General features: G+C 58.1%; 16 protein-coding genes. 4 read left to right on the plus strand and 12 right to left on the minus strand.

Annotation, left to right across the window (positions count from 1 at the left end; all coding sequences use genetic code 11):
- Nucleotides 1–188 precede the first annotated feature (188 nt).
- The gene (locus HMPREF3053_RS00935) at nt 189–1,466 is read right to left on the minus strand and encodes an MFS transporter (protein ID WP_049193091.1); all 1,278 of its coding nucleotides are present in this window, start codon (nt 1,464–1,466) and stop codon (nt 189–191) included.
- Between the two features lie 261 nt (nt 1,467–1,727).
- On the opposite strand from HMPREF3053_RS00935, the gene HMPREF3053_RS00940 reads away from it, so the two are divergent.
- The gene (locus HMPREF3053_RS00940; RefSeq protein ID WP_070549570.1) at nt 1,728–3,296 is read left to right on the plus strand and encodes an NYN domain-containing protein; all 1,569 of its coding nucleotides are present in this window, start codon (nt 1,728–1,730) and stop codon (nt 3,294–3,296) included.
- 29 nt (nt 3,297–3,325) lie between these two features.
- Nucleotides 3,326–3,451 carry a hypothetical protein gene (locus HMPREF3053_RS11245; protein ID WP_255456202.1) on the plus strand — a complete coding sequence of 42 codons (126 nt, stop codon included), beginning with the start codon at nt 3,326–3,328 and terminating at the stop codon, nt 3,449–3,451.
- Nucleotides 3,452–3,495: 44 nt separating this feature from the next.
- Here the strand turns inward: HMPREF3053_RS11245 and HMPREF3053_RS00945 are convergent, their stop codons facing one another.
- Nucleotides 3,496–4,341, minus strand: coding sequence for a PspA/IM30 family protein (locus HMPREF3053_RS00945; RefSeq protein ID WP_070429053.1), 846 nt, complete (start codon nt 4,339–4,341; stop codon nt 3,496–3,498).
- Nucleotides 4,342–4,502: 161 nt separating this feature from the next.
- On the opposite strand from HMPREF3053_RS00945, the gene HMPREF3053_RS00950 reads away from it, so the two are divergent.
- Entirely contained in the window at nt 4,503–5,804 is a 1,302-nt protein-coding gene (locus HMPREF3053_RS00950; protein WP_070549571.1) for a serine hydrolase, read from the plus strand.
- 105 nt (nt 5,805–5,909) lie between these two features.
- On the opposite strand, the gene trxA is transcribed toward HMPREF3053_RS00950, so the two are convergent.
- From trxA to HMPREF3053_RS10965, 10 genes are all read right to left on the minus strand, one after another.
- Entirely contained in the window at nt 5,910–6,290 is a 381-nt protein-coding gene (gene trxA / locus HMPREF3053_RS00955; RefSeq protein WP_016421700.1) for a thioredoxin, read from the minus strand.
- Nucleotides 6,291–6,432: 142 nt separating this feature from the next.
- The gene (locus tag HMPREF3053_RS00960) at nt 6,433–7,281 is read right to left on the minus strand and encodes a fumarylacetoacetate hydrolase family protein (RefSeq protein ID WP_070602147.1); all 849 of its coding nucleotides are present in this window, start codon (nt 7,279–7,281) and stop codon (nt 6,433–6,435) included.
- A gap of 89 nt (nt 7,282–7,370) precedes the next feature.
- Complete coding sequence (locus tag HMPREF3053_RS00965) at nt 7,371–8,567, minus strand: acyltransferase family protein (RefSeq protein WP_049189420.1); 1,197 nt, start codon at nt 8,565–8,567, stop codon at nt 7,371–7,373.
- A gap of 142 nt (nt 8,568–8,709) precedes the next feature.
- Nucleotides 8,710–10,302 (minus strand): replicative DNA helicase, encoded by a 1,593-nt coding sequence (dnaB, locus tag HMPREF3053_RS00970; protein ID WP_049170075.1) that lies wholly within the window; start codon nt 10,300–10,302, stop codon nt 8,710–8,712.
- Between the two features lie 735 nt (nt 10,303–11,037).
- Nucleotides 11,038–11,490 carry a 50S ribosomal protein L9 gene (rplI, locus tag HMPREF3053_RS00975; RefSeq protein ID WP_005511982.1) on the minus strand — a complete coding sequence of 151 codons (453 nt, stop codon included), beginning with the start codon at nt 11,488–11,490 and terminating at the stop codon, nt 11,038–11,040.
- A 100-nt stretch (nt 11,491–11,590) separates the two neighbouring features.
- Complete coding sequence (locus tag HMPREF3053_RS00980; protein ID WP_005511984.1) at nt 11,591–12,157, minus strand: single-stranded DNA-binding protein; 567 nt, start codon at nt 12,155–12,157, stop codon at nt 11,591–11,593.
- Nucleotides 12,158–12,278: 121 nt separating this feature from the next.
- Nucleotides 12,279–12,566: a 30S ribosomal protein S6 gene (gene rpsF, locus HMPREF3053_RS00985; protein ID WP_005511978.1), complete on the minus strand. Its 288-nt coding sequence runs from the start codon at nt 12,564–12,566 to the stop codon at nt 12,279–12,281.
- A gap of 311 nt (nt 12,567–12,877) precedes the next feature.
- Nucleotides 12,878–13,069: a hypothetical protein gene (locus HMPREF3053_RS00990; protein WP_016421704.1), complete on the minus strand. Its 192-nt coding sequence runs from the start codon at nt 13,067–13,069 to the stop codon at nt 12,878–12,880.
- Nucleotides 13,070–15,547 carry a transglycosylase domain-containing protein gene (locus tag HMPREF3053_RS00995; protein WP_049170079.1) on the minus strand — a complete coding sequence of 826 codons (2,478 nt, stop codon included), beginning with the start codon at nt 15,545–15,547 and terminating at the stop codon, nt 13,070–13,072.
- 11 nt (nt 15,548–15,558) lie between these two features.
- The gene (locus tag HMPREF3053_RS10965; RefSeq protein ID WP_224783765.1) at nt 15,559–15,930 is read right to left on the minus strand and encodes a DUF5318 family protein; all 372 of its coding nucleotides are present in this window, start codon (nt 15,928–15,930) and stop codon (nt 15,559–15,561) included.
- A gap of 258 nt (nt 15,931–16,188) precedes the next feature.
- Here HMPREF3053_RS10965 and HMPREF3053_RS01000 point away from each other — a divergent pair, with 258 nt between their 5' ends.
- Complete coding sequence (locus HMPREF3053_RS01000) at nt 16,189–17,274, plus strand: inositol-3-phosphate synthase (protein ID WP_016421706.1); 1,086 nt, start codon at nt 16,189–16,191, stop codon at nt 17,272–17,274.
- Nucleotides 17,275–17,295: the final 21 nt, after the last annotated feature.

Genomic DNA, 17,295 nt, shown 5'->3' on the forward strand with positions numbered 1-17,295 from the left:
ACATCAGCCAACCAAACACATAAACTGCCTGGCCACGCTGACCTCCAGATACATTACACACATGCCCCCATTTAAGCGAATCCGCTGGTAGAACCTGGAAAACGAATCACTTTAGTTAACTCTGTACGCCAGATTTGAGCCTTCCTACGGCTCGGGCGCTACTTTTCAGCAACTCAGAAATCGACCAATTACTTAGTCAGAGCCGCCTTGTCACCTGCGAGTCGTCGCCAAGCAGTGGCAGACGCGACCCCCATCAGCGCACCCGCACCCAGAAACACGCTGCCTGCACCCATCGCGGTAGCACCCAAACCAGCAACCGGCGGCAGGATGACCTGCGCCAAGCGGTTACCCATCAGTCGGATGGATAGCGCCTGAGCGCGCACCTCGGCATCCACCAGGGAGCTCACCCACGTCATTGACATGGGCATGACAAAACCCCATGCCAAGCCACAGATACCAACCGCGACAACCATCAGCCACGCACTCTGTAGCCACGGCATTGCCAAAAGCGGCAGGACACCGGCACAAACTGCAATGATAAGGACTCGATTGCGATTAGCTCGGTGCAAAACAGTCGGCATGAGGGCTCGGGAAATAATCGCGAGGCCACTACGCGCACCAAGGATTGCCGTCACCTCGGCAACACTAAAGCCCAGTTCGCGTCCCAGCACCGGCACATATGCCGTCAACAGGTCAATGGCTACGATGACCGCAATTGATACAACCATGGCGCTGGACATGCCGTCGATACGCAGGATGCTTAGGACCGATGCGCCGCTGGCTTCGGCCTGCGCCGGCCGCCTCTTGTCCATCCGGCTGCGGTCGCTAACAGTCGACGCCGGGGATTGCTCAGTTGAGCTAGCAGCTTGCACTTCGGCGGCTGCATTCGCTTCGTGCCGTCGATAAGCAGTTGCGACCGGCCAGCCGATGATCAGGGCGACCGCGCCGATTCCCGTCATCGTCCAGAGTGCGGAAGTGGTGGCGGTCATGGCGCTGCCGTCGTGGTTGGGAGTGAGCAGACCTGCACCGACGATGCCGAGGAACTGCCCGACGGAGATCCCGAGCGTGAAATAAGCAAAGAGGCTATCGAGCCCGGCGACGCCGCCACGCAGGTGCGAAACCATGCCTTGAGCGGCGATGAGCGTGGTCATGTGGGCAAAACCCAGGGCCACGTAGCCGAGCAGAAGAATAGGTAGGTTGGGCGAGAGCGCCATTACTGCTGCAGCAATGACAGTGGCGACGAGACCGGAGTACATGACTTCGGTGGCGCGATGACTGTCGACAAGCTTGCCGGCGGGAAGCGCAATAATAAGAGGTACAAGTGAAAATGCGGCAGTGAACCAGCCGACGGTGGCGGCGGAACCGCCAAAATCGAGGACTCGCCAAGAAAGCAGCACGCGACCGCCGTTGAAAACCGCTTGTCCCAACACAGTAATGAGAACCAATAGGCCGAACCAGCGTCTCATACCTGTTTGTAACTCCCCTTCTCCTGTGTGGTCGTACTCTTCGCGGGGCGATTTCTTTGCACGTCAATACCTAAATTGATCGGTGCCTTCTCGTCGACTCGCACTCCTGCCAACCCGCGAAGAGCGGTCAAAGTGATGCGGCTTATTAAGAATAGTCCCTGAAGTTAAACATGTTTAGCGCATAGAATGAATTATTCGGGCATCCTTGTCGATGTAACCGGTTTGCTTATTTAGTTAATAAAGAATCAGGAATTAGGAGCCATGCTTGAACGCACATTGGTGTTCGTCGATACGTCATATTTATTGGCGAGCTTTTACAACTCGTGGGAAACCGGAGCCCGCGGGCAATTAGAAATCGACCTTAGAGAAGTAGTTAGTGTCCTTGACCGAATGATTAACCAGCAGCTGAACCAGCCAGTTCAGCGGCAACTTTGGTACGACGGCATCCCGGAGTCGGGGCCGCATCGTTACCAGCGCTCACTGCGCACGATCGATGGTGTGCAGCTGCGCGCAGGTCAACTCATTGAATGGGGTGACCGACGGACGCAGAAGGCCGTCGATACTCGGCTCGTCGCAGACATGGTTGTCGCCGGCCTGCGCAACCAAGTTTCCGATATCGTGCTGGTCTCGGGCGATGCGGACATGCTGCCCGGCGTCGCCGAAGCTTCGGCTGCCGGTGTGCGCGTGCATCTCTACGGCTTCGGCTGGGACTCCATGTCCGGTGCACTTCGCCATGCCTGCGATTCGACGACAATCCTCGATCCCCGCGAGGACTTCGCCGACGCCATGCAGCTCAATGTCCTCGAAGGCCCAATCCCACCGGTCGTCCGCACGAATAAGCCGCTGGGCGATGCCGAACCAATCGAAGATCTCGGCGCTACCTGCGTGCCGGATACGCGCATCACTCCTCCGGGCGAGGGCTCGCTTGACGACGGCACGGAGAACACTCCCTCCGCCGCCGACGGTGACGCTGCTTCGCCGGAGGCCGGAACTCCGGAGGTTCCGCAGGACCAGCGCGTTGTGCCATCCCCCACGGCTGACAGCGACTCCGACTGTCGCAGCGAAGACAATGCCGCAGCCACGCCGACGGCCAAGGCCGACTCGCCGAAGTTCAACGAGGTCGAGCACGCGGCCAAGATGGGTGCCCGGGAAATCCCGGCGCAGGCTGAGCACCGCGCTGAGGTAGAGCGCACCGGCGGTTCGGAAGCTACACGGGTGGATTCCGCTGCTTCGGGCGTTTCGGCTGCCTCACCAGCGCAGCCAACGCAGCCAGCACAGCCTTCTCCAGCGACCATGCCCGGCGCGACAGTCAACACTGGCAGTGGGGCTGGTAACGACACTGTGAACAACACCGGAGCCGAGCATGCAGGCGCGTCTGCCTCCGATTCCGCGTCGTCGACTGCAACCGGCAGTGGGGAGTCGGCGACGGAGTCGTCGACAAGCGAAGACGGTGCCAACACGAGTACGCCGAAACCAAGCCCGCGGCCGAATCCTTCGATGATGGCGCCAAGGAGGAAGCTGCGTAGTCGATACGTGCCCCTGCCGAACGAGGTGTGGGCATCCGCGGGTTTTCAGACGCCGTTCGATGTGGGACAGCAGTACGCGAACTGGTGGTACGAGAATATTGCAAACGAGCAGGCGCGCGATAGTGCCCACTTGCTCTCTGGTGGTGGGCTGCCACCGGACATTGATCGTCCGCTGCTGCAGTTTGCGTGCGAAACCCTGCACGAATACACGCTGACGGAGACGCAGCGCGTCAATCTGCGCGATGGTTTCCACGCCGGTATCCGCGGAGTGCTGCTCGCGCGGAAGAACGGCGAATTGGAGTAATAGCGCGCCTCACGGATTCGGCAGTTTCGGTGGCTTCAGCACTGCTGGCGCTACTGTCGCTGCTGGCGCTACTGTCGCTGCTGGCGCTGCTGGTGCGAGAAAGTGTCGGGGTTTATGTCAGTTTAGGGTGGTTTTTCCCGCTCAAACTGACATAAACCCCGACACTTTCTTGTTGACGATTGTTGGCAACTGGTGAACGCTACTTCGCTTCGTCTGCGTCCGTTGTGGTGTCCTCAACGGCCTCAACGGACTCGGCGGACTCGGCGGCCTCCAGCTCGCCGGCGTTATCCTTCGCGGCAGAACCGGATTCGAGAGCAGCGTTTTCATTATTCATCTGGGCACGAATTTCGGCCAGACGCATGTCAGCAGCGGCATCGCGAGTCGAAGTCTCGATCTCAGCCATACGACCTGCCTGTGAGGATTCCGCGAGCTCCTGAGCGCCCAACGCATTGGCGTAGCGGCCTTCAATCTTCTCACGGACCGAATCCAAAGTCGGCACATTCGGATCCTCGGAAATACCCTGCATGCTCTGGAGAGTCTTCGACGCGGTCTCTTGCATCTTGGCCTGATCGGCCTGCGACTCCAGCTTGCGGATATCCTGCTTAATCTGCTCGTAGCGAGCCTGCGACTGCTGCGCCTGACGCTGTGCCTCCTCAGCAGCAGATACGGCCTGCTGGTGGAGCTGCGTAGTATTTTCCAGCTCCTTTTCAACATTCACCAGCTGGGTGGCAAACACCTCAGCAGTGCTTTCCATCTTCTGTGCAGTGGCCTCATCGCCCTTGGCACGAGCTTGATCCGCATTGGCGAGTGCCTGCCGGGTGTTCTCGGTAATCTTGTCACGCTCAGAGGTCAACCGCCCCAGCTGCATTTCCAGCTGATTGCGGTTGCCGATGATAGCCGCAGCCTGACGCTGAATCTCCTGATGGCGCTGACGCTCGGCCTCAGCTGCCTGTGCAATCTGAACCTTAGGATCCGCATTGTCCTCGATCTTCTTATCGAACGAAGACATCATGTACTTCCAGCCCTTGGCAAATGGATTAGCCATGCAAATCCAACCTTCCTCAACATATGCGGAATAACTAATCGGAACCGAGAAGATTCCATCTCTTAAAAAATTGTACGTGAGCTAGCTCGCTCTCTCTCGGCAAACGGAAAGAGCTGGTTACCGACAAGCAAGACTCCCCCAGAGTTGTAAACTCTCTAAACATGGTTCATTGCCCTCAACGCACGTACCGCGGACTGGCCGCGAGTCTCGCCGCGGTAATTACTCTGTCAGCAACTGCGCCGCTGGCTAACGCGACAGTCACCGCAACTGCTGACTCCACCGATACCGGTGCATTTTCGCAGGTAGTCGTAGCAGCTCCATCGTCAACGGAGCCGGCTAAGCCCTCCGACGCAAAAACCAAGAAGACCACCGAAAAGCCAACTGAAAAGGCTCCCGAGAAGAGCACAGGGCGAACCGCAGAGAAGTCGGCGGAACAGTCGGCTGAGAAGTCGACCGAGAAAACCTCTTCACCGACATCGGAAACGTCCTCGACGGAGCCGTCGGAAAGCACTGTGAAAAGTGAGCCGAAGGAGTTTCCCCCACTTGTGCCAGGGGCGAAGACCCAGTGGGGCCTTGGCGTGCAAACTCGTCTCGACGAAGTGACTGAGAAGTTCGACGCTAAGGGCGGCATGCTCGGCATGGGCATTCTGGATCGCCAGACCGGTGAGTTCATCTGCAACTCACACTGTGATGATGTTTTTCGCCTCGCCAGCCTGATGAAGGTATTCGTCGCCGACGTTGTGGCCTATTCCAACTACACGCAGCCGAAGAAGGGCGAGATTGTCGCTGGCCAGGGTGATATGCCGGTTGAGGGCAACCCCGACGCCATGCTGCGCGACGACATGATTCGATACTCCAACAACGAAGCAACTGACGAGCTGTGGGATTCCTACGGCGGTGTACGCATCGTTGACAATGTCCGACAGCGCTACGGCCTCTCGGATAAGACTGTCGGCTCACCTATGTGGGGAGCCACCACCAGTACGCCAGCCGACATGGTTGCCTACTTTGACCGGATGCTGAGCGAAGAAGGCGGGCTGAGCGACACGGAGACCAAATACATGCGTCAGCTGATGTACTCACTGCCGCGCTACTCCTACGGCGATGCAGACCAGAACTTCGGTCTGCGTGCAGCGCTACCGAAGGAAACGATTGCCAACAAGTCCGGTTGGTACGAAGAGCAGCACACCACTGCCGGATTCCTTGGCGACGATGACCGTTACGCTATCGCGGTTCTGGGCAAAAACCTGACCGCCAACGAACTCACCGAAGCTGTCAAGCACGTGTTCCCAGACGGGCAGGTTCTGCCAACAGGTGAGAAGGAGACAAAGCACGCCCGCACCAGCGCACCACTGTCGATTGAGGAGGACTCAAACAAAGTCGCTCCAGCCCTGTGGGCGCTAGTAGCAGCACTCGCTGGCTTTGGTATTGGCTGGCTCATTCGTGGCCAGCGCGCGGACTAGATACAAAAAGCCCCCCGCGCGCTTGAGGGCTAGTTCAGGCGCGGGGGCTTACGCGGAAGTGCTCCAAGTCGGAAAACGCACAGTATGCGGGCTGAACCGCAGAGTTTACTCGGTAGCGCTATCCTGTGCGGCCTGCTCGGCAATTTGCGCACGGACATCATCCATGTTCAGCTCCGAAGCCTGGCCAACCAGATCGCTCAGGGCGGCCTCCGGCAGCACACCAGAGTGCTGGAACAGCAGAATTCCCTCGCGGAAAACAAACAGCGTCGGAATCGACTGAATGCCCAGGGCGGCCGAAACCTCCTGGTTGGCATCGGTGTCCAGCTTTGCGAACACTACCTCTGAGTGCTTCTCGGAAGCCTTCTCATAAATCGGGGCGAACTGGCGGCACGGACCGCACCAGGATGCCCAGGCATCAACGAGCACAATGTCGTTGTTCTGAATGGTCTCGGCGAAAGTCTCGTTCGTAATATCAACAGTTGCCATGGGTCTAACTCCTCTTACTCTTTAACGTCGTGTTCTAACTTCACGTTCTTTACGTAGGTTTTTACCCGTTAGTCTCCCACAACGCACGCGGGGGTCGTTTCATTCCCGCCGGGTTCGCGGGAACGTCGTAAAGCGGCGCGTGCTAGTGGTTGATGCGGACAGTGTTGGCCTGTTTACCCAGGCCATCGATGGTGATGACCATTTCCTGACCATCCTGAAGGTAGGTCTGCGGGCTCATGCCGTGGCCAACACCCGCCGCCGTTCCCGTGGAGATGACATCGCCCGGGTTTAGCTGCACGAACTGTGAGATGTAGGCGATCAACTTTGCCGGGGAGAAAACAAGGTCCGCAATCGGTGCATCCTGGCGCAGCTCTCCGTCGACGTATGTGCGCACCCGCGCGGAGTCCGCATCGAAAGCATCGGCCGTGAGCATCCACGGCCCGAAAGCACTGGCGCGCTGCAACGTCTTCCCCTGTAGCCACTGCGCGGTAGCGTACTGGAAATCGCGCTGAGTGAAGTCATTCATAATCGCGTACCCAGCGATAGCGTCCTGTGCCTGCTCCTCCGACACCCGCAGGCAGGTCTCGCCGACGATAACCGCGAGCTCGCCTTCGTAATCGAGCTTCTCCGCGCAGGCCTCCGGCACTCGGATATCATCCTTCGCACCGGCGACGGCATCGGCAAACTTCGCAAATAACGTTGGCACCTCGGGGCGCTGGTGCCCCATCTCGTCGATGTGCGCGGCATAGTTCAAGCCGACGCAGACGATTTTGCCCGGCCGCGTAATCAGCGGTGCGAACGCCCACGCGCTCTCCGCCATGACGTTGTCAGGGTTGTTCCCCGCCTCCGCCAAGAGTTCTTCCGCTTCACGACGCCACGTTGGCCGCGCTAACACATCTCCGAGACAGTGGTCATCAAAAAGGACCGCTACGCCGTCGCCGAGAACAGCGGCGCGGGTTGCACCCTGGTATCGCAACGTTGCTAGACGCATGGCTTTCTCATTTCTTCATGGCTATTCTCTGTGTCACTTCTGCCGCCTGATCGGCTCCCGGTTCCACGCTACCGCCTTGTTGAGCTGAATTAGGAAGCAGGTTCGCTCTTAGGCTGCCGCGGAGCCTCGCCTTCAGGCAGGGAAGAAGGATTCTGACTGCGCTGAAGGGCACGCTGCCCCGGCGTAGTCATGCGCACTACCCACGCAGGACGGACAAAGAGCCACCCGGCACCGATGGCAAGCAGCAACCTGTGCAGACCAAGACACAGCATCGCCGCAATGATAGTCACCAGCGGCGTCATGATGACCAAATGTGGGTCCTTCGGCAGAATGAGGTCACAAATAATCATGACCACAACCAACATTGGAATGTGCATGAGGAAGATAGGCAGCGTTCGGCCGCCAACCTTTTCAAAGGGCACAACTAGGCGAGTGTTCTGCAGCATCGCCATAATATTGATTGCAGCCAGTGCGCCAGTGGTGGACAGGTACACGCGGGTGAAGCCGACGTTGCCTTCGTTAAAGCTCGAGTAGGTCGCCTGCACCCAGATCGCCACCGACAGGAACGCCGTCAGCGTCACTAGCAGTGAGAGGCCGCTGCGACGCTGTGCCATCCGGAAAATCCAGGGCGCACCGTACATGCCCAGCACGTAGAAGAACAGCATCTTGGTGACAAAGTCCCACGACCAGCTGGACGAGGCAAAAGGTGCCCATGCACTAATGAGGCCTGTAACGATGAGCTGAATCACCGGATGTACCCAGCGAAATGCTCGTGTGAGAATTGCGAACAGCGCCAGCGCCCACAGGAACCAAAGGTAGGAAGTTGGTTCGATGATCGCGTGAAGCGTGTTGTAAATTCGCGGCCCCCACGCGCTGTGGTCCGTGATCGGCGGCGGAGATACTATGCCATCGGCATCCACGTGCGTATACGGCATGAGGAAAAGCACGAAGTCACGCAGTGGAACCCAAATCACGTAGAGATAGACCATCACCCAGATTCGGCGATTGGCTAACTTATGCCACGACTCCTTAAGTGCCTTGCCGGCGAACAGCCCAGATAGCAGGAAAAACAGCGGCATACGGATTGGTCCGAGGAAGAAGTTAATCCCCGCCCACTGCGCCGTGTAGTAACCGTGCGCTTGCAGCTCTGTGATGGCATGGCCAAGCACAACTAAAAGAATGCACAGCCCCTTAGCCGCATCTACCCAACCGACGCGCTGTTTCGGCGCACTCTTCTGCCTTTTCGCTTTGGCCTCCGCTGCCACGGGAGCGGCAGTTGGTGACATAGTGCTTCCCCGCTTCCCGACGACTCCGCGTAACCCTCAAAACCTTCAAAACCATCAACGCACGAAAACTCGCCCTATTGACTGTCACTCACCTTACCTAGCCACCCGGATTGCACTAATTCTGGGTGGCTAGGCCAGGCACCTAGAGAGAACCGCTGGGCTCCTCCGCCAGGTTGGCGAACCTGGAGTAATGCAGCTGGTGGGCCACAGCAATGCTTCCGGTCGGTCCACCACGGTGCTTTGCGACGATAATATCCGCCTCACCAGCACGTTCATGGTCAGCCTCCTGCGAGTCCGGCCGGTAAATCAGCATGACGATATCGGCATCCTGCTCCAGCGAACCCGACTCACGCAGGTCCGAGACCTGTGGCTTCTTATCTGTGCGAGCTTCCGGACCACGATTCAGCTGCGAAATTGCAATCAGCGGTACCTCGAGCTCCTTCGCCAACAACTTGAGCTGACGGGAGAACTCCGAGACCTCTTGCTGCCTGGACTCGACTTTTTTACCCGAGCTCATCAGCTGCAGGTAGTCGACCACGATCATCTTCAGATCGTGCTTCTGCTTCAGCTGACGTGCCTTCGCGCGAATTTCCATCATGGTCAGGTTCGGCGAGTCATCAATAAACAGCGGAGCATCACGAATCTTGTCGCCGACCTCGACCAGCTTTGTCCAGTCCCGCTCATCCAGGTCACCGGAGCGCAAAGATGCCATGTTGATCTTCGCCTCTGCGGACATGATGCGCATCATGATTTCGTTGCGCGACATTTCCAACGAGAAAATTGCGCTGGTCATGCCGTTGCGAATCGAGGCCGAACGCATGAAGTCCATTGCAAGCGTGGACTTACCCACACCCGGACGGGCCGCAATAATCACCATCTGACCTGGGTGAAGGCCATTTGTCAGCTTGTCCAGGTTGGTAATCCCCGTCGGCACACCCTGCGCCAGACCGCCGTTTTGGGTAATAAGATCCAGTTCCTCCAGCGTGTCATCCAGGACATCGGCGATGGGAACGTAGTCATTCTTCGTGTTCTCACGTCCAACGCTGAAAATGAGCTGCTGCGCCTCATCCACCAGCTGCTCCGGCTCCGTGTCCTCCGCGCCCGCATAGCCAATCTGGGCGATTTTCGTGCCGGCCTCTACCAGGCGACGGATTGTCGCCTTCTCCGCAACAATGCGGGCATAGAACTGCGCATTCGCCGCCGTTGGCACCAGGGAGGCCAAGGTGTGCAGGTACAGCGGACCACCGATGCGCTCCAGGTCTCCAGTTCGATCCAGACGACCTGCCAGCAAAATGGGGTCAATTTCCGAGGACTCACCGTAGAGGTGCAAAATCGCCGAGTAAATCGTCTGGTGCGCTGGCCGGTAGAAATCCTCCGGCGTCAGCTGCTCGTACACATCCGCAACGACCTCTGAGTTCAGCAGCATCGCGCCGAGCACACTCTGCTCCGCCTCGATATTGTGCGGCGGGGTGCGCTCAAAAGTCGCGCCCGCGACCGCACTCGCACGAGCGCCACGACCACGGTCTCGCTCCCAGTCCCGCGCCCCAGATCCGCTTGCCGACGATCCGTTGCCCGAGCTCTGCGAGAAGGAATACTCCTCCGGTGGCGCATCCTCTACCGGCGGTTCCGGGGGCAGCGGAACGTCATCGAAGGAATCATCGTGGGAATTTACCGAGTAGGAGGACGCCTCGTCCCCTGCTCCGGAATGACCACCATCACCTACAGGCTGACTCATCGTGAGCAGCTCCTCCCCTTCTGGACCACTTAGGTGCCTTTTCAACCCTGTTGCTGACTGACCGTCACACTCAATATGTCTGTTCCGACCGCCAGCAGTGGACACCTGACTACCTACCGCAGTTATACCTGTTCGAGCGGATTGATGGACCTGTAAAAGTACCCTTGGAGTCCCCAGAAAACAATCTTCTACGGTGTTTATCCCCGAAGTTATCCACAGCACCTGTGGATAAGCCTGGGGAGAACATGTGCACAATCAAGAAAAGTCCAGGTGAACGGTCCGTAACCCTAAACCGCCGCTTGAATGTTAACGGGGGTAGCGGAGTTTCAATCCGAAAATATTCTATCTACGCAGGTCAGTGCGTATTTGCCTTAATCCTGCACAAATGTAATCCTCTGCTACCCCTTTAGCATCGATGCTGCTCATGCGGAGATTATTAACGATGAATTAATAAAAATCTCGCGCTCTCCAGAAAAGTTATCCACGGCAGCCAGGCAAGTTACCCACAGGTCTATCCACAGCAATCGTCGTTAGCCTGTGGACAAGTCGTAGACGCTCTTTCCAGCACCTGCGTAAAAGGCTTTAAACCAGCCTTAAACCACGAAAAGCCCCGACCTTTCACTACGAAAGATCAGAGCTTCACGTGTGCTGTTGTCATTGGGCCTCAGAGCCCGCGCAGTCTTTAAACGCGGTGCTCGTCAGCCGCCGTCAAAGTAAAAACTCTAAACCGCGAACTTACGCGGCGACGACCTGTACGGAAACATGCGCGGTAATCTGCGGGTGCAGCGCGATGTCAACGGTGTGCTTACCAAGGGACTTGATCTGGCTCGGAGCAAGCACGACTGCGCGCTTGTCGATAGCCTGACCGGAAGCCTTACGAACTGCATCGGCGATGTCACCCTTGGTGACAGAACCGAACAGCTTGCCATTTTCCGAAGCCTTCACAGCAACGGAGACGTTGTCGAGCGAATCAATCTTCTGCTTGACTTCACGTGCATGGTCGAGGTCGCGGATAGCGCGAGCCTCCTGGGCACGACGAATGCCCTCGATCTGCTTTTCTGCGCCGCGGGTGGCAACAATTGCCAGTCCGCGAGGAAGCAGGTAGTTACGTCCGTAGCCGGCCTTGACCTCAACGATGTCGCCTGCGACACCGAGCTTGTCAACGTCGGCGGTGAGGATCAGCTTCATGATCCCTGCCTTTCGCTGGATATGTCTTTAAAAGATTTTGAGAATTGTGGATGCTAAATCTGCTGCAAACTAGTCACGTAGTGCCGTGGCTGGAAGGAGTTTAGAACGGAGGCTCATCGCCGCCGAAGCCGCCACCGGCCGGAGGAGCTGAGTTCCACGGATCTTCCGCAGGAGCTCCGCCACCAAAACCGCGATCGCTCTGTCCACCCTGGTTGCCCTGGTTTCCACCAAAGCCACCGCCGAAACCACCACCGGCATTTCCACCCTGGCCGCGGTTGCCGCCGCCAAAGTTTCCACCGCCGTTGCGTGGAGTGCGCGTGACCTGAGCTCGAGCGAACTTCAGGGACGGGCCCACCTCATCGACCTCAACCTCAAAGACGGTACGACGCTCGCCCTCGCGGGTCTCGTAACTGCGCTGGCGCAGACGACCCTGGACGATGACGCGCATGCCCTTGGAGAGACTTTCGACAGCGTTCTCCGCTGCCTCACGCCACAGGCTGCAGGTGAGGAACATGCCCTCGCCGTCAACCCACTGGCCATCTCGGTACACCCGCGGAGTCGACGCAACGCGGAAATTCGCCACGGCGGTGCCATTCTGGGTGTACTTAAGCTCCGGGTCAGCAACCAAGTTGCCAACCACCGTGATTTGTACGTCTCCCTGAGCCATGCTTCTTCTCCTCGGTTGTATTCTGTCGAGCTGATGATGGGGCTTTCGCCCGCTATCCTACGACTTTCGCATTACCGGTGTGTCCCATTCGAGCACTCTGGTTACGCAAATATGACGCAGATTAACGATCAACCCGCAGCACCTTGGTGCGCAGGATGCTGTCGTTCAGATTCAGACGACGGTCGAGTTCCAGCACGGTTGCGGACTCGCAGGTGAGGTCGACGACAACGTAGATGCCGTCTTCCTTCTTCTCGATCGGGTAGGCGAGGTGGCGCTTACCCCAGATGTCCACCTTCTCCACCTTGCCGTTCTCCTTGCGGACAACGTCGAGGTACTTCTCCAGGGACGGGCCTACGGTGCGCTCATCCTGAGACGGATCGATAATAATCATTACTTCGTAGTGACGCACGGACCTCATCACCTCCTATGGTCTAGTTCTTGTATTTCGGCTACACAGCGTGGTGCGCTGGCACTGTCTTTCATGCCAACCGCTATGCAGCAGGAGGATCGTTGCGTCAAGCAACCCTGCCAGGGTACCGCAGGCAGAGGTATATGTCCTAATCGCAGGCGCCATCGGCAAGCAGTACTGGCAAGCGGTGTCAGGGCGCCGAATAGAAAGAGACGCACACAGAGCTACTGCGTGCGCCTCTTTGAATTGTGAAGTTGTCGCGTGCTTGGTGGGCAGTTAACGCTCTAGCAACTGACTACCTGGCCTGCGTCCTACATTGATGTCGAGGAAGCATGTGCCAACGCAATAATCACCGGAATGACTGTCGCGAATAGGAAAGCTGCCAGGCACAGAGCCCAAATGATTGCCGGTTTCCACTTCTGCATGAAGCCCCAAAAGGCCGTGCCGAACATCAGGAAGCCAATCGCGACGCAGACGATGGTGAAAATCACCCACGTGTCCACTTACTGTCCACCTCCAGGGTTACCGGGGTCTCCGCCGCCTTCATTGCCACCGCCGAAACCACCGCCTCCCGGAATCGGGATGGGCAGTAGGTCAGCGATTCCGCCGCCACCGCCTCCGCCATCGCCACCCGGAACCGGAAGCGGTGCAGGCTGCTCCTCGGAGGACTCAGAGGTCGACTCCTCGGCCGACTCCTCTTCTGTGGTCTCCGGGGCATAGCCCTGGTCATAGCCAGAGTCAGAGGTCGACGGCGCCTGGTACTGCGGCGCACCTGCGACACCACCGATTGGCTCCGGCTTGGTGAAGTACTCAAAGTCCTCGTTAGACAGTGCGTTATCCATGGTGTACTTCCACAGATCGCCCGGGGTTTGCGAGCCGTACATGATGCCACCATAGGAGTTGTAGAGCGCCGAACCATCGACGTTGCCAACCCACACTGCAGTCGACAGCTGCGGTGTCGAACCGATCATCCACGCATCCTTGTTCTGGCCGGTGTCACCCAACTGCGTAGTACCGGTCTTGGCGGCCGACGGGCGACCACCACTCAAGGGCTTGTTGCTGTAACCGGCAATAGGCTCCATGGCCGATATCATATTGGTGGCCACTGCCTTGGAAACTCGACGGTCGCCCTTGTCAGCGTTGGACTCGTAAACAATCTCGCCCTTGGAGTTTTCGACCTTCTCTACGAAGTGAGTCTGCTGATAGACGCCATCGTTAGTCAGGGTAGCCAGACCAACGGCCATATCCAGCGGACGTGAGAGGTACTGACCCAGGGCGATACCGTCCTGCGAGTGACCGTTGTCATCCATCAGAGTCTTTTCAATACCCGGGATGGACTCAGCCACGCCCAGACGATGAGCCATTTTGGCGGTGTCATCCGGACCATTCTTCAGGTCGCGCTGCAGGCGAATAAACGGGGTGTTCAGCGACTGCTTCAGGGACTCATAAAGCGGAAGCACGCCACCGCCGGCACCGCCGTCGTTGTGCAGAGTGACGTTACCGGACTGCACAGGTGCCGAAGAGTACTGCGCGGTCAGTGGAATACCTTGATCGAGAGCTGCTGCCAGCGCAAAAATCTTGAAAGTAGAGCCGGTCTGCAGACCGCTGTTTGCGTAGTCCCAACCAGTCGGATCGTCGCCACCGTAGTAGGCGCGGACAGCACCGGTCTTCGGCTCCACCGAAACGATGGCGGCACGCAAACCCGTTGACTGATCGACGTAGTTTTCCATCGCATCCAGGGCAGCCTGCTGCACCGTCGGGTCAATGGTCGTCGTAATGCGTAGACCGCCAGTGTTGACCTCCTGCTCGGAGATACCTTCGCGCTCCAACTCAGCCAGAACCTGATTCTTAATCATGGCAGCCGGGCCGGGCTCCGGAGCCTGCTTCGGCGCCAACGCCGGATCGATGGTCTCCGGGTACTGCATTCCCGCGCGGTCCTGCGGCGAGACGATGTTCATCTCCACCAGGCCATCGAGGACGTAGTTCCAACGCTGCTCAGCCTCCGGGCGGTTAGTCCACGGATCCAGTGCAGATGGACGCTGAATCGAGGCTGCCAGCACAGCACCCTCTTCGGCATTCAGCTCACCGACTTCCTTACCGAAGTAGGCCTTCGACGCTGCCGCGATACCGTATGCGTTACGACCAAAGTAAATCGTGTTGAGGTAGGCCTCAAGGATTTCGTCCTTAGTCCACTCCCGCGCCATCTTCGCCGACATGACCAATTCCTTGGCCTTACGGGTCAGCGTGCGCTCATTGCCCACCACAGCATTCTTGACGTACTGCTGCGTAATGGTCGAGCCGCCACCGGCACTGGAATTACCAGTCACGACTCCCAGAGCCGCACGGGCATAACCAGTCAAGGAGAAACCCGGGTTGGTATAGAAATCACGATCCTCAGCTGCCAGCACTGCATTGCGTACAGCATCCGGCACCTTGTCGATAGTGATGTTGCTTCGGTTACCGCCCTCGGGGACGATGCGCGTGATTTCCTTTTCACCACTGCGGTCATAAATCACCGCAATCTGGCTATTGGCCAACTCCTCTGGCTCCGGCACGTCCGTTGTCGCATAAGCAACACCGAACACAACTACCGGCAACAGCACGACCAGCGCCACGGCTAGACCGAGCCACGCTAAAATTCGCCGCTTATTATCAGTCGGCTGTTCTTCTTGCGCCATCGAGCTTTCCTCTTCATGGTCATCTGGTTCATGGTCATCTGGGGCGTACTGCCCCTTCTCCGGGTCCGGCTCGCTTGCCGACGTCATCTCTGAACCGGTAGCCAGACCCTCGTCACTGCCACCGACCGAAACAGCATCAATGCTGTCGCTGGAATCGTCGTCAAGCGATGCGTCATCGGAGCGTGCGTGCGTATTGAAGGAATCAGCATCCGGCTGATCCCACCACTCGCCTGATGAATTAGAACCCTGGCCCTCGTGAGGGCTGTTAGGACCGCCTGGGCTATCGGGTCGATCATTGCTCACGGGTGCTCTCCCTAGTTTTCTGACTCTTCTCGAGCTGCCTGAAGTGTCCGGGTCAGGAAACTCCACTTGCAGTCGGGGCACACCTCAACTTCTTTGACGGTGCACGAACCATATTCATTAACTATTGCGGATAATTCGTTTTCAGTACAAGCAGAGCCGGAACGACGGCCCAAGTTTTCTCCGAACACCCAGAATACGAGTCGGAGGTCGAATTTGCGACATACTGGGCACTCTTCCTGGGACTTTCTGCCGTGAAAACGCGCGGCAGCGACCAGCCGAGCATCGGCATCACAGAGTGATTTTCGTGAAATCTCCCCTGCACGCCACTGCTCCAATAACTGCTTCTTGAGCAAGGAGTGATCGATCTCGCCCTGCCATGTCATCACGAAGACAGATTAGCAGGCGCGTGCGGGCTGATTTCACCCCCGCTTTATCGGTACACACATGCCCCCTCACGGTTCGGGCATCGGCAAAAAACGCATAAAGGTATAACGTCACGCTCGTTACCTCAATGCGTGCACCCACTCACGGCCGCACCGCTGGCGTAAGGCCCTGGTGCGGGTTCTGATGCGAGTTCCCGGTGTGAGTTCCCGGCGCGAGGTCAAAGCCTCCGAGCACATAGTTTCAAGGAGAATTACCAAATGAGTTCAATTCGCGTCGCTATCGTCGGCGTCGGCAACTGCGCCTCCTCCCTGGTGCAGGGTGTCGAGTTCTACCGCGATGCAAAGCCCGATGAGACCATTCCTGGCCTCATGCACGTCGTCTTCGGCGACTACCACGTCTCCGATGTCGAGTTCGTCGCAGCTTTCGATGTTGACGACAAGAAGGTCGGCAAGGACCTCTCCGAGGCCATTGTTTCCTCCGAGAACTGCACCATCAAGATTGCCGATGTCCCGACTCTCGGCGTTGAGGTTCAGCGCGGCCCGACCCTGGATGGCGTTGGCAAGTACTACGCGGACACCATCGACGAATCCCCGGCTGAACCGGTCGACGTTGTTCAGGCGCTGAAGGATGCCAAGGTCGATGTCCTGGTCTCCTACCTGCCGGTCGGTTCAGAACAGGCTGACAAGTTCTACGCACAGTGCGCCATTGACGCTGGTGTAGCTTTCGTCAATGCCCTGCCGGTCTTCATCGCTTCCGACCCGGAGTGGGCCAAGAAGTTCGAAGACGCAGGGGTTCCGATTGTCGGCGACGACATCAAGAGCCAGGTCGGCGCAACCATCACCCACCGCGTCATGGCCAAGCTATTTGAGGACCGCGGTGTCCGCCTCGAGCGCACCCTGCAGCTCAACGTCGGCGGCAACATGGACTTCAAGAACATGCTCGAGCGCGACCGCCTCGAGTCCAAGAAGATCTCCAAGACCCAGGCCGTCACCTCCAATCTCACCGGTCCACTGGCCGGCAAGATCGATGACCGCAACGTCCACATCGGCCCGTCCGACTGGGTGGACTGGCTGGATGACCGCAAGTGGGCCTACGTCCGACTCGAGGGCAAGGCCTTCGGCGAGGTGCCGCTGAACCTTGAGTACAAGCTCGAGGTCTGGGACTCCCCGAACTCCGCTGGCATCATCATCGATGCTGTTCGCGCTGCCAAGATCGCCAAGGATCGCGGCATCGGCGGCCCGGTCTACGCCGCTTCTTCCTACCTGATGAAGTCCCCGCCGAAGCAGCTTGCCGACGATGTTGCGCGAGCACAGCTCGAAGCATTCATCAAGGGCGAAGACTAAAAGGTACAAGCACTCAAAAGT

Source organism: Corynebacterium sp. HMSC064E07, from assembly GCF_001815745.1.
Lineage (GTDB): Bacteria > Actinomycetota > Actinomycetes > Mycobacteriales > Mycobacteriaceae > Corynebacterium > Corynebacterium jeikeium_D.